At 47.1% G+C, this 12,058-nt stretch carries 16 protein-coding genes; 9 read left to right on the forward strand and 7 right to left on the reverse strand.

The window, feature by feature from the left end; translation table 11 throughout:
• Nucleotides 1-135: 135 nt before the first annotated feature.
• A complete protein-coding gene (locus ACLGGO_RS33315) occupies nucleotides 136-1,026 on the forward strand; it encodes a tyrosine-type recombinase/integrase (protein WP_446422532.1) in 891 nt (296 codons plus the stop codon).
• 423 nt (nucleotides 1,027-1,449) lie between these two features.
• On the opposite strand, the gene ACLGGO_RS33320 is transcribed toward ACLGGO_RS33315, so the two are convergent.
• Nucleotides 1,450-1,782 carry a hypothetical protein gene (locus ACLGGO_RS33320; RefSeq protein WP_446422533.1) on the reverse strand — a complete coding sequence of 111 codons (333 nt, stop codon included), beginning with the start codon at nucleotides 1,780-1,782 and terminating at the stop codon, nucleotides 1,450-1,452.
• An 8-nt stretch (nucleotides 1,783-1,790) separates the two neighbouring features.
• Between ACLGGO_RS33320 and ACLGGO_RS33325 the strand changes: the two genes are divergently transcribed.
• The gene (locus tag ACLGGO_RS33325; protein WP_446422534.1) at nucleotides 1,791-2,033 is read left to right on the forward strand and encodes a hypothetical protein; all 243 of its coding nucleotides are present in this window, start codon (nucleotides 1,791-1,793) and stop codon (nucleotides 2,031-2,033) included.
• A gap of 373 nt (nucleotides 2,034-2,406) precedes the next feature.
• On the opposite strand, the gene ACLGGO_RS33330 is transcribed toward ACLGGO_RS33325, so the two are convergent.
• A complete protein-coding gene (locus ACLGGO_RS33330) occupies nucleotides 2,407-2,580 on the reverse strand; it encodes a hypothetical protein (RefSeq protein ID WP_446422535.1) in 174 nt (57 codons plus the stop codon).
• A gap of 181 nt (nucleotides 2,581-2,761) precedes the next feature.
• On the opposite strand from ACLGGO_RS33330, the gene ACLGGO_RS33335 reads away from it, so the two are divergent.
• Nucleotides 2,762-2,965, forward strand: coding sequence for a hypothetical protein (locus tag ACLGGO_RS33335; protein WP_446422536.1), 204 nt, complete (start codon nucleotides 2,762-2,764; stop codon nucleotides 2,963-2,965).
• A gap of 601 nt (nucleotides 2,966-3,566) precedes the next feature.
• Here ACLGGO_RS33335 and ACLGGO_RS33340 read toward each other — a convergent pair.
• The 5 genes from ACLGGO_RS33340 to ACLGGO_RS33360 form a co-directional block, all read right to left on the reverse strand.
• Nucleotides 3,567-3,779: a hypothetical protein gene (locus ACLGGO_RS33340; protein ID WP_446422537.1), complete on the reverse strand. Its 213-nt coding sequence runs from the start codon at nucleotides 3,777-3,779 to the stop codon at nucleotides 3,567-3,569.
• A 232-nt stretch (nucleotides 3,780-4,011) separates the two neighbouring features.
• The gene (locus ACLGGO_RS33345; protein ID WP_446422538.1) at nucleotides 4,012-4,173 is read right to left on the reverse strand and encodes a hypothetical protein; all 162 of its coding nucleotides are present in this window, start codon (nucleotides 4,171-4,173) and stop codon (nucleotides 4,012-4,014) included.
• Entirely contained in the window at nucleotides 4,170-7,520 is a 3,351-nt protein-coding gene (locus ACLGGO_RS33350; protein ID WP_446422539.1) for a DUF3987 domain-containing protein, read from the reverse strand. The genes ACLGGO_RS33345 and ACLGGO_RS33350 overlap by 4 nt, the downstream gene beginning before the upstream one ends.
• A 1-nt stretch (nucleotide 7,521) precedes the next feature.
• On the reverse strand, nucleotides 7,522-7,716 hold the full coding sequence (locus ACLGGO_RS33355) for a hypothetical protein (protein ID WP_446422540.1): 195 nt from the start codon (nucleotides 7,714-7,716) through the stop codon (nucleotides 7,522-7,524).
• A 209-nt stretch (nucleotides 7,717-7,925) separates the two neighbouring features.
• Nucleotides 7,926-8,105: a hypothetical protein gene (locus tag ACLGGO_RS33360; protein WP_446422541.1), complete on the reverse strand. Its 180-nt coding sequence runs from the start codon at nucleotides 8,103-8,105 to the stop codon at nucleotides 7,926-7,928.
• 679 nt (nucleotides 8,106-8,784) lie between these two features.
• On the opposite strand from ACLGGO_RS33360, the gene ACLGGO_RS33365 reads away from it, so the two are divergent.
• The 6 genes from ACLGGO_RS33365 to ACLGGO_RS33390 all read left to right on the forward strand — a co-directional run bounded on the left by ACLGGO_RS33365 (nucleotide 8,785) and on the right by ACLGGO_RS33390 (nucleotide 12,053).
• Nucleotides 8,785-9,855: a ParM/StbA family protein gene (locus ACLGGO_RS33365; RefSeq protein ID WP_446422542.1), complete on the forward strand. Its 1,071-nt coding sequence runs from the start codon at nucleotides 8,785-8,787 to the stop codon at nucleotides 9,853-9,855.
• A 2-nt stretch (nucleotides 9,856-9,857) separates the two neighbouring features.
• Nucleotides 9,858-10,190, forward strand: a complete 333-nt coding sequence (locus tag ACLGGO_RS33370; protein ID WP_446422543.1) for a hypothetical protein — start codon at nucleotides 9,858-9,860, stop codon at nucleotides 10,188-10,190.
• A 321-nt stretch (nucleotides 10,191-10,511) separates the two neighbouring features.
• A complete protein-coding gene (locus tag ACLGGO_RS33375; protein ID WP_446422544.1) occupies nucleotides 10,512-10,757 on the forward strand; it encodes a hypothetical protein in 246 nt (81 codons plus the stop codon).
• Nucleotides 10,747-10,959, forward strand: a complete 213-nt coding sequence (locus ACLGGO_RS33380; protein ID WP_446422545.1) for a hypothetical protein — start codon at nucleotides 10,747-10,749, stop codon at nucleotides 10,957-10,959. The genes ACLGGO_RS33375 and ACLGGO_RS33380 overlap by 11 nt, the downstream gene beginning before the upstream one ends.
• The gene (locus ACLGGO_RS33385; RefSeq protein WP_446422546.1) at nucleotides 10,959-11,261 is read left to right on the forward strand and encodes a hypothetical protein; all 303 of its coding nucleotides are present in this window, start codon (nucleotides 10,959-10,961) and stop codon (nucleotides 11,259-11,261) included. Before ACLGGO_RS33380 ends, ACLGGO_RS33385 begins: the two co-directional genes overlap by 1 nt.
• Nucleotides 11,262-11,318: 57 nt before the next feature.
• Nucleotides 11,319-12,053, forward strand: a complete 735-nt coding sequence (locus ACLGGO_RS33390) for a hypothetical protein (RefSeq protein WP_446422547.1) — start codon at nucleotides 11,319-11,321, stop codon at nucleotides 12,051-12,053.
• The last annotated feature ends 5 nt before the right edge of the window (nucleotides 12,054-12,058 follow it).

Here is a 12,058-nt window from a genome sequence, read left to right on the forward strand (position 1 = left end):
GCTAGTTATTAACTGGGGGCGCAAACTGAAAAATAAGGGTAATGCTCTTATCACAGTTTAAATGCATGACAGCTTATAGCCAAATTCACACGCCATTACCGCCTTTCTTTCCAAGGGAGGGGCGCTCCTTCTTGTATGATTCATTTGAGTGGAGGGTGGGGGATGAACTTGGGAGCGACACAAACAGCCGTATCAGCCACAGAGCAGCTACTTAACCTTTGGCTACATGGCAAAAGTCCCCGTACCCAGGAGTACTACCGCCTCTATGCCATGCGCTTTATCTCCTTTGTGGGAAAGCCCCTGCACTTGGTAACGCTGGCAGAAGTCCAGGGATTTGCTGCCTCGCTAGAAGAACAGGGTCTTGCCAAAAGTACTCAGCGTACCATTATGGCGGCTGTCCGCTCCCTGATTTCCTTTGGCAACAAAAGCGAGGTATTACCCCGAAATGTTGGAGCGTTAGTCGAACTCCCCTCTTCACCGGATACCCTCAACGAACGGCTGTTAACGGAGTTAGAAGTTCAAATGATGATTGCCTTGGAGACGAACCCGAGAAATCGGGCAATCTTGAGGCTATTGTACCTGGCTGGGTTACGCGCTAGTGAACTGTGCCAGTTGACGTGGAACAATTTACAGCTTCGGGGCAATAGCGGACAAGTTACCGTCCTGGGCAAAGGTTCCAAGACTCGCAGTATTTTACTTCCCGCCTCGTTATGGGTAGAACTCATGCAGATCAGGGGAGATGCGACTCCTAATGAACCCGTGTTCCGCTCTCGCAAGGGCAGCCACTCCGGTCACTTGACGCGGGAACGGGTGCATCAAATTGTGAAAGCCGCAGGTAAACGAGCTGGAATCAAGGGCAACGTTTCACCCCACTGGTTGCGCCATGCCCATGCAACTCATGCTCTGGAACGGGGAGCAAAAATCCATCTCGTTGCTGAAACTTTGGGGCATTCCAGCGTCGCCATTACCAGCCGCTATCTCCATGCCCGTCCGGAAGATAGTTCCAGTTTGTACTTGCCCGGATAAGGGTACAATGGCGATCGCATGAAAGGGAATGAGTGGTGGGAGTGGTTTAATGCGTTGGCATTCGTCGGCGATCGCCCCTTAAAAATTTGTACGCACATTTGACATGGCTTGCTACACATTCTTAGGGGAAAAGGGAGGAATGAGTAGGGCTGATAGTGCATAAATTCCCTTAAAAACTATTAAATTTCGTTAATTTAGGGAGATTTATTCTCAATTTGAAGGAATTTCTCGGAAATAATCGGATAAATGAGAATAAATGAGGAAATAGTAGGCGATTTTTGCCGTAAATTTCCTATTGATTCCTACCTGAAAAGTGTGAAGCCGATTCATATTCGGCATCTGTTAGGTAGCCTGCGATAGCGCCTTTAACTTTTCCGATGTCACGGAAGTAACACCTGGCTGAGAACTTACTCCCCAAAAATCTCAAAAATCGGAACAGTAACGACAGACCCCCACCATATCGGCGGGGGTCTGTCTGAGCGTGTTGGGTGTAAGAGCTACTGCTCCGTTCCTTCTAGCAGCTCTTCTTGGAGCTGTTTGACTAACTTCAAAACTTCCTCCACCAAGAAGAGCGCTTCCTCGACATTGGTGATAGTCTGACAAACGAGCGATCGCGGTATTCATCGCTCGAATCTGCTGATTTAGGTTTACCCCTATCTTTCCCAGCTCCATGGCTGTCTGTCGGTTAACTTCAGGTATCGCTGCTGGCATCTTTCTGCGTTCCACACAACATCGGACGTAATCGTTCAAGGACATTCCTGCCGATGCTGAAACAAGTTTTCCAATCGCTCTTTTCCTGCGGAGTTAACCAAACATACGCTCTGGTTGTGCGAGTCTTTTTACGAGTCATGGCGGTTTTTTTAGAAACGACAACAAAAATTCTGACTTGCCTCGCAGAGCAAGCCGTCGAGGGTGGACTTCAGTCCACAGGTGTCTCTGAAGAGACACCTCTCGACTTGGCTTGCTCCTTATCCTTTAGGGGGTCTATTCTCAATAAGAAGCAATAGTGGGGCATTGGCTTACTATACGGCAACAAAGGGTAAAACGGCTCATTTTTGTGTAAAAAGCTTCACATATTCGACCCCATAAGGAAGGAACAGGGGAAAACCGGAAAAAGATCGGGGTAGAGTTGGTGTTAAATAGGTAGCGAAAAAATCAGGGGGAATGCTAAAATTTTCTACTTATTGATAGCGATTCACAATAAAAGGAACCCGCCCCGCTTCTGATACGCTTGGATTTTTCTCAGTTGCCAGCTTTCGCCTATTGTTTACCTCTATTTCCCCTGTTTTATCCTTTGCCCTAAAATAAGGAATTTTTAAGGTATATCGCTTTTCAAGTCATTTAAAATAATTTACGAAACCAAAAGTTTTGGTTTTCTTGTCACACAAAAAAAAACATCCCCTTTTTTCTCCTGTTGTCTTTTACCTGTCCACTATCGGGAAGCAAGGCAGAGAACACCTCGTCTCCAAATGCTACTTCTCGTCCCAAAATGCCTAAACTTGGATCGAAGTGGCGTTGGTTATTGGTCTCAAAATCATGGCTATTGACTTTCATTCTCAGTAGCCCAACAAAAATCGGCGTGAATCTGTTAAAAGTTCCACAATATGTCCTTTTGATTCCAGTTTTTGTCAATTTCAGTCAGTCGCCGCCATGCCCTGAAAAGTCTTAATTTGGCGTAAAGTCAGAAAATGACCCGAAAGGATTTCAGAGGCAATTTGGGAAATACAATCTCAATATGGCAGGCGCGGCAAGATTCCCGACGCCAGTGGAGTGGCAGCCGCGCCTATACTTGCTTCTCTTCGCGAAGGAATTTAATTATTTAGCGCGTGCTGCCACCGGGAATCGCAAGACGCGCCGGGGTAGGGATTGGAGCGAGAATGATGGAGCCGAAAGCCAGCCACTCCAGCGAGAAGCCGTAGGAAGTGGGAAGAGTCCGTAGGCATGAGGAACGAGTGACTCGGACGACCCCACGCCTAGGCGACGGCTCCAGCCACCGCCGTGAGAAGGGGGTTGGAGCGCTCTTGAGTGGCTAGGCTATGCGGCGACTGAATGAAGCGGAAAGCCCGGTCGCGGGAGAGCGAAGGGATTTTAAAAACAGCTCTCGCCACTTTCCCCCGCGAACCCCCCAGAGAAGAAAATCCATAAAATCCACTTATCGGAAATTCTGGCGATCGCCTAAAAACTCCCCAAGAAAAGCTTATATTAACAGGAAGATGGGGGCTTGAACTCTCTTGCTTTGCGATCGCGTATTATCAAGAAATTGGTGATAGACGAGGTGAAGCTAATTCCCTCAGTAATTTAGGAAAGGGCATTTGATGCGATTTTGATTAAACGATATGAATCAGTATGACATCCGCTAAATAACTCAAAAGGCTAGGCAGATAGTCTTGTTATACCTGAGTAAAAATCTCTGATAATTCCTGTTTTTACAGTCGGTTTCTTTGGAATTGGGCAGCTTGTGTGGTAGCTCGTCCAAAATCTGGAACTCTTCACTCAGTATGAGAAAGCTACCACTCGCGGTCTAATATTACATCTCTAGCTCAGTCCAAGTTATTCAATTTAGACTGGTCTGGATTGGAGACAGGAGTCTCGACCCCATTAATATTCCGAGTATGATAGTTCGGATATTTCTTCCGGTTTATCTCATTAACGAATTGTTGGCGGGTCATATCCTTACCAGTATAGTTATCATGAAATTTTTTATTTCTCCCTGTTTGAGTTTCTTGGGTAACCTTGATTCTTTTTCTTGCCATGTTTGAATTCCTCTGTTATAGTACAAAAATACTATAACACATAATAACTCATTCAATCCGGTCAAACAAGTATCTATCCCACTCCTACGGTGAAATCTGTTAACTTAAGCCGGAGAGTCGCCCCTCCGAGGGCGAGTTAGGCGTAGATCTAGCGAGGTTGTCACCGGGGGCAATCCAGATGATATTGCAGTTTTCAGTATTTAAGACCAGATGAACCAATTTTCATCAGTTATCACCAAAATCCATGCCCCATCTGCTTTTCAGCTAAATCAGTCAATCTACCCAAATGTCTGATTTGGCAGGAACTGCTCAAAGAATGCAATATTTCACCCATCGCGATCGCGGTTTGGGATACCTCGGTTTTTGTAGGTGCGATCGCGTCCAATTCAATCAATCAAGAAAGAGCCAATCAGCATAGCATTCCATCTGACGTAAATCTCGTCGTAGCTTCCGATCATCGAATTTTACGATTAATTCTTGTTCACTCCCATCGGTTTTCAAACGAACGACGGTACCAACCATGCCATGTCTTACCGAACCAGGCATATTAAGTTTGACTCGCTGACCGACTTTGAAAGAACAGGGGTTCGATTTCAGGTAAGACAGGAACTCCAGTAACTCTTCATCGGTTAACAATTGGCGCGATCGCTTGTTGTATTTTTTGCTGAGATAATCTCGCCCCTGCTTGTTTGTCCACCCTAGCCGCTTCATCTCAGAGTCAATCGCCGCGATTACATCCTTATACTCGATGAATGTTTCCCCGGTGTCAGTTTCGGGTGCGGGTGCATCTGGGGATGTTTCAGGGGTTGGGTCAGGCGCGATCGCGTTTTCCCCGCTGGTGGATTGGTCGGGTGCGGGTGCGGGTGCGATCGTCTCTTGGGGTACATTTTCCGAAAAATTGACACTTTTGACAGGGGTGTCAATTTTTTTGTCAACCGCGTCAACATCCCCACTGGTGGACGTTTCAGTCCCCTCGGTTGACACTTTGACAAAATTGACAGGATCTAAGGGAGGATTATTCATTTTAAATGAGTTATCCCCTATGGTTGGTGAGTGTGCTTCGGGTGCGTCAATTTTGTCAATTTTGTCAATTTTTTGCTGTATCCCTTTATTAGTGGGGGTTACAGCAGTTGACACTCCTGTCAATTTTTTGTCAACTTTGTCAATTTTGTCAACTTTTTCGACTTTTTCGATAACTTGGACTTTTTTGCCATTAATAATGATGTATCCGTTATCAGCAAGCCATTGACAGCGGGCTTGTATTTCGGTTGTGTCAATCTTTCTCAGGGAGCGTATACCCGCTTTTAGTTTGCTGATGGTTATGGCGTCTTTGTCCTTGAGGTATTGGTAGATTTTAAGCAGTACCCCTGTTAGCCCCGATTGCGGGGAATTTACCGCCATTACCAATTCCCACTGGTTTAGGTAATATTGGGCTAATGCGATCGCACGTTGCATCGTTTCGCGTGATATGATCGGCTGAGGTAAATCATTGGCTAGAGCCGCGTTAACGACGTGTAACCACAGAGCGAACCGTGCTGTATAAGCTTCAATCTTTGGGTAGACTGCCCGTAAGCCGCTGTGTGATTCCTTTCGCTCACGATCCACTAGATGATGTTGCCATTGTTGAAATAGGGGCTTGGCTTCAGCGCTTAGTAAATAATCGGCTTGAGGCATCTTCCCTAACTGCTTGTAAAGGTTTGTTAGTCGCTCATCAATGTTTGTATCCTGTTCGTCGTCAAAGTCGATAAATCGGGGTGGTGCTTCGGAACAATCAAAAAGCCATCGTGCGAATACCCCAGCCGGGTCATCATGATCGCCCATCAACCCCTGTAGGACTTCCCATTGGATCGTCCCCGTTCTTGACACGGCGCTACGTTCGATCGTGATTTCTCGTTCCTTCCGGTCAACGATAATTGGGGAGCCATTCCATTGATCAAGTTTGTTTTCGCGATCGGCTCCCTTCCCGCCTCGGTAGGCATTCTCGGATTTGAAATCACCTGCTAGTTCATCCCGATGAATCAGTAACCCCCTAGGGTTTTGTCCATGTAGTCGTTCTAGGGTTTCGAGTGTGGCGTCCTTTGTTAGGTAGCGTTTTCGGATTGGCTCCTTTGGCTCATCGGCTGGATCGGCGTCCTTATCTTTTTTCCATCGGGCATGGTCTATCTGGTAGTTTTCTAATTCAGTGTCGTACTGCTCTTTTGCTTCAATCTCAAGCCGTACCAATGGATCTAAGATTGGATTTTGTGATGGTGACTTTAATCCCCCCGTCTTTGCTACAACGCCAGACCAAAAAATACAAGGCTGCTTATATTTAGCTGAAGCTTTTATGATAACCCGGCTCGATATCCCGATCTGGCTAGCCGCAACGGGTAAAAGCGTGGTGAATAAAAAGCTTGGCGAGGTTGGCATGGCTTCAGCCGTCTGATGCATCGCCTGTGCTAGCCTTCCCCCATCACCCCAAAGATAGTCGTAGAGGTTTAGGCGATCGCGCTTTAACAGCCGGGGTAAAGCTTCAAAAGCCTCAATCTGTTCATCGGCATTATCCTCTTCCTTCTCTAGCTCTGTCGCGATCGCCCATAAATCCCGTGGGTTATACCCACTAGCGATGAAAGCTGAGTTCCGTTCTGCTTTCGACTTAGTTTCAGCTAGAACTTTCTTAACGAGTTCAAGGGGTGTTAAAGCGGGGAAAGGAATAACATTAGACCCGCCGCCGTTGCCACTGCCAGACCCACCAGACCCGCCAAACTTTGCAGATCTGCGATCACGCTTAACCCTTTTCTGCTCATTCCACAGATAAGCTCTGGCGCAATTGTGGAGGGCTTCATCGGTGAGGGTTGATGTTGGATTGTCTTTCTCAGCCTTTCGCCAAATCTGCTCACGTTCCCTTGCTGGGATAGAAGGGGTACAGCGATCGCAATACTCATCAAATAATTGGCGCGGGTCATCCGGGCAGCGATACCCCAGAAAAATTAGCCGGGATTTTGTGCCGATCAGATTTCTGGCTAGCTTCGCACCGCTGGCATTTCTTCCACCCTCGGCAACCCCCGAAACGATTAAGCCGCGATCGTCTTTAGTCAGACAATCGTATAAAGACACATCTCCATTGAGATCTGGTGATGGTCTTTCGTCTTCATCTATTGTCTTGTCCCTGTTTGGTATGATTTCCCTTAGCTGCTGATAGCTGTAGCGATTCCCGGATTCGCTGATAATGGTGGCGCGTGTTAATCCCTTTCCTTTCATGTACAGGCTACCTGCTAACCTGAGTATCCGGCTTGGATTCTTGATGGTGCGATCGCCTGCTGAATATTCGATTAAATCCTCCTGAAGCCGTCGCCAGTCTTCTATCGGTATCGGTTCATTGAATACCCAATATGAGTGGATTGATTTACCGCCCGTATCCACCTGCACGGTTGGTTCTGGTAGTTCTAGTGCCTTCCATAAATCGCGTTGGCTTTCCTTGGTTAGATCGTCGTGTTCGTAGAAGATAGCTCTACCGACTTTGACCTTGGCGTCTGTGTCCCCTTGCCCATTGGCGACGAAGTAGACATCGTGTCCCTCGGACTGATAGCGATCGCACTCTTCCCAATTTAGCCGCGATTTCTTGATACTCCTCGGCTGGTGTAGAGGGTCGGGATGGATATAGCGTATGAAGATTTTATCACCTTGGCTATATCCTAATAGTTCGAGGTGGCGCTTTGCTTGGGCACGATCGATTCCGGATGGTTTCTCTGAAGCGTACATTTTATAGATCCTCCTCTGATACTGGTGCGATCGCACCAATCATTTCCAATCCCAGCTCGCCGGGTAATCCGCAGTTTTCCAGGATTGTTTGTGCTTGGGGTATTTTCCGTTTCTGATAGAAATCTTGTAGCGTCTGAATCACTTGCGGTGTAAGCGATTCAGGGGTAAAATGAGAATGGTTCTCATGTTTAGGCATTTTTTGTCTCCTTACAGAGTTGTAAGGGAGACGTATTCACAGGATTACTAAAATATTCACAATATGAATATATAATAGTGTTAGTACAATCTCGTAATCTGGAATACTGTCTCCCAGTTTGTCTTCAACCGTGCTGTTAACACGGTTAAATTTTTAATGGGGGATAATCGGAAATTCAGCGCTAGGGGTGGTATCTTAGCGCTCGATTCTTAAGCCGTCCTGCTCTCCTGAGTTGGGGCGGTTTCGTTTTTTGATTGGTTAAACATTTCGGTGATCGCCACACTAACAACGTGCGATCGCGCTAGACTCCCATAGCTTTGCTTGAGTGCATCCAGCTTTTGGATCACATCCGGATCTACCATGAGCCTCAACTCTCGTTTTTGATACATTGGGTTTTAGTCCTCCATTATCACAGAAAACTGATTTAAGCATAACACAAAAATCCCAGATGCGATCGCTCATTTCCTCTCCCTGTCTGGGGTTTAGCGGTATCGGTTAATGTTTTTTTTGTCAGGAGTCGATCGCATATTGGGATTTGGTGAAGTGCGATCGCTCCCTTCCTCTCTCATCCTTTCCCCTTCCCTTTAGCCCCGGTGCTTGGTTGAGCCTCCCTCTGTAATTGAAGTAGTTCTTTGTGATTTCGAGCATCTTGGTAAATCCCCCGTCGAACGTATTCAGCGGCAAGACTGCTTTTTGTGAGTCCAGTCAAATTTGCGATTTGAATAAGATACTCGTGAATTTCCTCACTAAGCGAGATGTTGACTTGCGCCATATTAGATTTATAGGGTTTTCATCGGGTTTACTACATTCCAGAATACTCCCTATCTACCTGCACCAATCAAAAAAAGCGCTTTTCAAGGGGATTGGTATTAATCAATTAGAGATGTGTTTGACATCTCTATGTTACCTCCACTAAGATAACAGCATAGACCCAAAACAGCCCACCAGAGGGAACTGGTAGAACAAACTCGGCTGAACTGGGTTAAGCGCTCGCACCGCTACAGAAACGCTCAAGGCTTTACTGAGTAAAGCTTTGAGGTGTCGATAAGCACTTTAAGGAAAAAAATCATGGTTGCAATCAGCCAGCCGATTCAGGCTGGAACAGGACAAGTGCGCCCATTTTTACCCACTGGGGTTGATTGTGGGGCAGGCTTAATCAAGGTATGCATCGGTTCCAATGGTTCACAAATGCGGCTACGTCAGCCCTCTAAAGTTCTGGAATTGAAGTCGCCATTGATTGAGGAATTAACCTCAAAAGAAGGGGGTCACTTCTTTTACCACTCAGGAGACAGACCAGACCTAATCGATCGCGAATTCCTAACAGGAGAGTTGGCAGCGTGGAAGGCTCCAGCCACTCACATCAAATTGAGTGATGACCCCGCGCTAAAAGCTGAATATGCCTTACACGCGATACTTGGGGCGCTGGCTACCCTTCCTCATCGGCAAGAGTGGGGGCTATTTATCGTCATCAGCACCCATAGCCGCGACCTTTTCAGCGCCAAATTAAAGGAACTAACAAACGGCACTCATGTTGTTAGTTTTGGCGGCAAAGAAAAACCCAGTACACGGGTAAAAATCAGCGTTGGAAGTGTAACCCCAGAGGGCGCTGGTAGCTACACCTACGCCAAGCGTTTAAACCTAATCGAGCCATCCGCCCATGTCATTGGTTTTGATTTTGGTACGTCAACAACAATCCCCCAAGTTTTCGCCCCCAACGGGAAACTGATTCATCACCAACCTTTAGAGGTGGGCGGATGTATTGATTTGTTGGAGGCGATCGCATCTGACCCCGAATTAATCAAACACCTAGGGACTGGTAAATCGGGGAGCATTGAGCTTATCCGTAAAGCCGTCGAATCAGGGGATTTTACCTACGGCAATCGTGGTTTTATCATTCGCCCCATCTATGCGCGGCTAATCAAATCTTGGCTGGCGGATCGGTTGCGGCTGGCACTCAAGGCGATTGAAGAGTGGCGTGATTCTGCTCAGTCTTTCGTTGCTTGGGGTGGAGGTACTGAGATGCCCGGAATTCAGAAAATGTTGGGTACTCAAAATATTACAACCGTACCTGATGGAAGCTGGGCGAATGCCATTGGGATGCAGACTATTGCCGCAGCATTACTAGCACGGAGGAATTAATAATGCCTAATACTCGAATCCGCATCGATTCCGATATCGAAGCCTACATCAAATCGCAATCCAAGCGGGTTATGGATATTCCCGCAGACAAGCTCACAGCCGCCGATTTAACGACGCTAACCAATCGGCTTTTGTACGAACACAAGCTGACTTCATCGCTGATGAAACAGGAATTCATCCCCCGCTTGTTTGGCTGGCTCAAGGGCATTGTACCTGGATTAGGGGGCGGTAAGGTTGTGCAAATCGCACCACAACAAACCCAGCCAGAATTACCTAGTGATGACCTAGATTTTGCCGCTGATTTTGCATCCCAATTTGATGAGGATGTCGCGTAATTATTACAGCAAAAATTCACCGCAACGATGAAAATAAAAACGGCGCATTAGTTCAGTTTTTTGTCAGCCCACCTCAACCCTTATCTGACTGATGGAAGGAATCAAAATTGAATTATACCAAGACCAAAACAACTGGCTTTACAGGACCCTCGTTAGTCGGGATTTTTGAATCCACAAGCTCCCCGTTCACAAGCCTTCGAGCCGCTTTCAATTCAATGATTCAAGTAGTACTGGAGGACGTAAGCCAGCCTTTATGACCCGCCTAATACTTGAGCTAACCGCGATTTTTCGCTTCGTTTCAACTAATGGAGATTTTAAGCCATGGATGACCAATTTTTGAATGATATGAACGCGATCGCTAACCGCATTCAATCCCACGCCGACTCTCTTGATGGACAGCGCATTGCACAGATGGCACAGCACATCGTTAATCACGACTGGGACGCCGCTAACTCATTAATTACCGATTGGTCAGTGCAGGACGAACCCGATCCTGATGAATGGGGCGATGAGAATTGGGAGGTAGTGGAACCCGCTCTGATAGGAGGTTTGCGTTATGCCAACTGACCGATTAATCGATTTAATCAACGAGATGCCCAATGAGGATGCCCTCAAAGTTGAAGCGATTATCCCACACATTGCTGTTCACGACTGGGAGTCCGCGATCGCACTAATCAACCTTTGGTCATTGAGCGAACAGCCAGAGGAGTTAACCGAGGGAATCGATGGACGAGAATTACTCAATGCATTACGCGAAGCTTTCGAGTGATGAAACAGATAGAGGTTCAGGGAGACGCTCCGACCAAGAATTGTCTCCCCATTCCTAAAGCCAGTTACCAACAAGACTTAGGAGATATTCCCATCATGCCAGAAATCGATATTGAACTTACTCTTGCCTTCCAGCAAGCCCTATTAAACGCTGGAGTTCCCGTAACCCTTGCCCAGCAAGCGGCTGGAATCATGGCGAAAGATGACCCCCACGCTCCCCACTTGGGACGCTCCGATGAAGATATGCACATAGTCCGCAGCGCTCACACCTGGATGAGGGCTAAAGGATTCTTTAACCGCTAACATTCACGCCTAGGCGTGTTACGCCGGGGGCATCGCTTCACCACAGGAGGAATTATCATGGCTCGAAACTTCGGAAAAGCCAAACTAAATAACCACATCAGCCAAGCAGCGCCCGGAACTCTGGCAGCAATGCATAAGATGTTTGGCATCAGCCTAGATGACTTTATGAAGGCGGTCTACGGCGACCACCGCGCCATTCAGAAACTTTCAGACATGGGCAGACTTTCCATAGTCGCCAAAACCAACCTACAGCCAGCTTTAGACGCGGCGCGGGTCACAATCCAAACAACGGGGGATTTAAATAAGGCGATCGCAGACCTTACCAAACAAACCCAAAAGTCTGGCAAACAGGTAACATCAGCGATTTTAGACTCCCAGTTAGCTGAACGGCGATTCAATAACGAACTCACAGAAGCCAAGACCAAATACGGCTATGACGTGAGCGCTGAAACGACCCGACACTTACACCAAGGAAGCCTAATTCAAATCCGGGGTGCTGTAGCTGACCTCATGGCGGTTACAAAGTACCAAACCGACGTTACCAAGGAACAGAACAAAATTCCCCTGGCGCAGCAACAAGCCGACATCGAATATGACAAAGCCGTCTCTAATGCGCTGTGGGCTAAAGGGTCGGAAGCCGACATCAGCCGCATCCCTAAACCAAACTACAACAGCAATAAAGGCTTAGGCAAACTCTGGAAAGGATTCAGAGATACATTCCCCGCATTTCTCACACAAAGAGCGATCGCAAACTCTAAAAGCCTTGGTAGACAGCGATTTGACCTCAGTTAGCTCCT

Origin of the sequence: Coleofasciculus sp., from assembly GCF_046565525.1 — a bacterium.
GTDB lineage: Bacteria > Cyanobacteriota > Cyanobacteriia > Cyanobacteriales > Coleofasciculaceae > Coleofasciculus.

Excerpts from the sequence above, each read along its gene's own strand:
- ACLGGO_RS33315 (WP_446422532.1), top strand. The coding sequence starts at position 136 with ATGATTCATTTGAGTGGAGGGTGGGGGATGAACTTGGGAGCGACACAA.
- ACLGGO_RS33320 (WP_446422533.1), bottom strand. The coding sequence starts at position 1,782 with ATGTCCTTGAACGATTACGTCCGATGTTGTGTGGAACGCAGAAAGATG.
- ACLGGO_RS33325 (WP_446422534.1), top strand. The coding sequence starts at position 1,791 with ATGCTGAAACAAGTTTTCCAATCGCTCTTTTCCTGCGGAGTTAACCAA.
- ACLGGO_RS33330 (WP_446422535.1), bottom strand. The coding sequence starts at position 2,580 with ATGAAAGTCAATAGCCATGATTTTGAGACCAATAACCAACGCCACTTC.
- ACLGGO_RS33335 (WP_446422536.1), top strand. The coding sequence starts at position 2,762 with ATGGCAGGCGCGGCAAGATTCCCGACGCCAGTGGAGTGGCAGCCGCGC.
- ACLGGO_RS33340 (WP_446422537.1), bottom strand. The coding sequence starts at position 3,779 with ATGGCAAGAAAAAGAATCAAGGTTACCCAAGAAACTCAAACAGGGAGA.
- ACLGGO_RS33350 (WP_446422539.1), bottom strand. The coding sequence starts at position 7,520 with ATGTACGCTTCAGAGAAACCATCCGGAATCGATCGTGCCCAAGCAAAG.
- ACLGGO_RS33355 (WP_446422540.1), bottom strand. The coding sequence starts at position 7,716 with ATGCCTAAACATGAGAACCATTCTCATTTTACCCCTGAATCGCTTACA.
- ACLGGO_RS33360 (WP_446422541.1), bottom strand. The coding sequence starts at position 8,105 with ATGTATCAAAAACGAGAGTTGAGGCTCATGGTAGATCCGGATGTGATC.
- ACLGGO_RS33365 (WP_446422542.1), top strand. The coding sequence starts at position 8,785 with ATGGTTGCAATCAGCCAGCCGATTCAGGCTGGAACAGGACAAGTGCGC.
- ACLGGO_RS33370 (WP_446422543.1), top strand. The coding sequence starts at position 9,858 with ATGCCTAATACTCGAATCCGCATCGATTCCGATATCGAAGCCTACATC.
- ACLGGO_RS33375 (WP_446422544.1), top strand. The coding sequence starts at position 10,512 with ATGGATGACCAATTTTTGAATGATATGAACGCGATCGCTAACCGCATT.
- ACLGGO_RS33380 (WP_446422545.1), top strand. The coding sequence starts at position 10,747 with ATGCCAACTGACCGATTAATCGATTTAATCAACGAGATGCCCAATGAG.
- ACLGGO_RS33385 (WP_446422546.1), top strand. The coding sequence starts at position 10,959 with ATGAAACAGATAGAGGTTCAGGGAGACGCTCCGACCAAGAATTGTCTC.
- ACLGGO_RS33390 (WP_446422547.1), top strand. The coding sequence starts at position 11,319 with ATGGCTCGAAACTTCGGAAAAGCCAAACTAAATAACCACATCAGCCAA.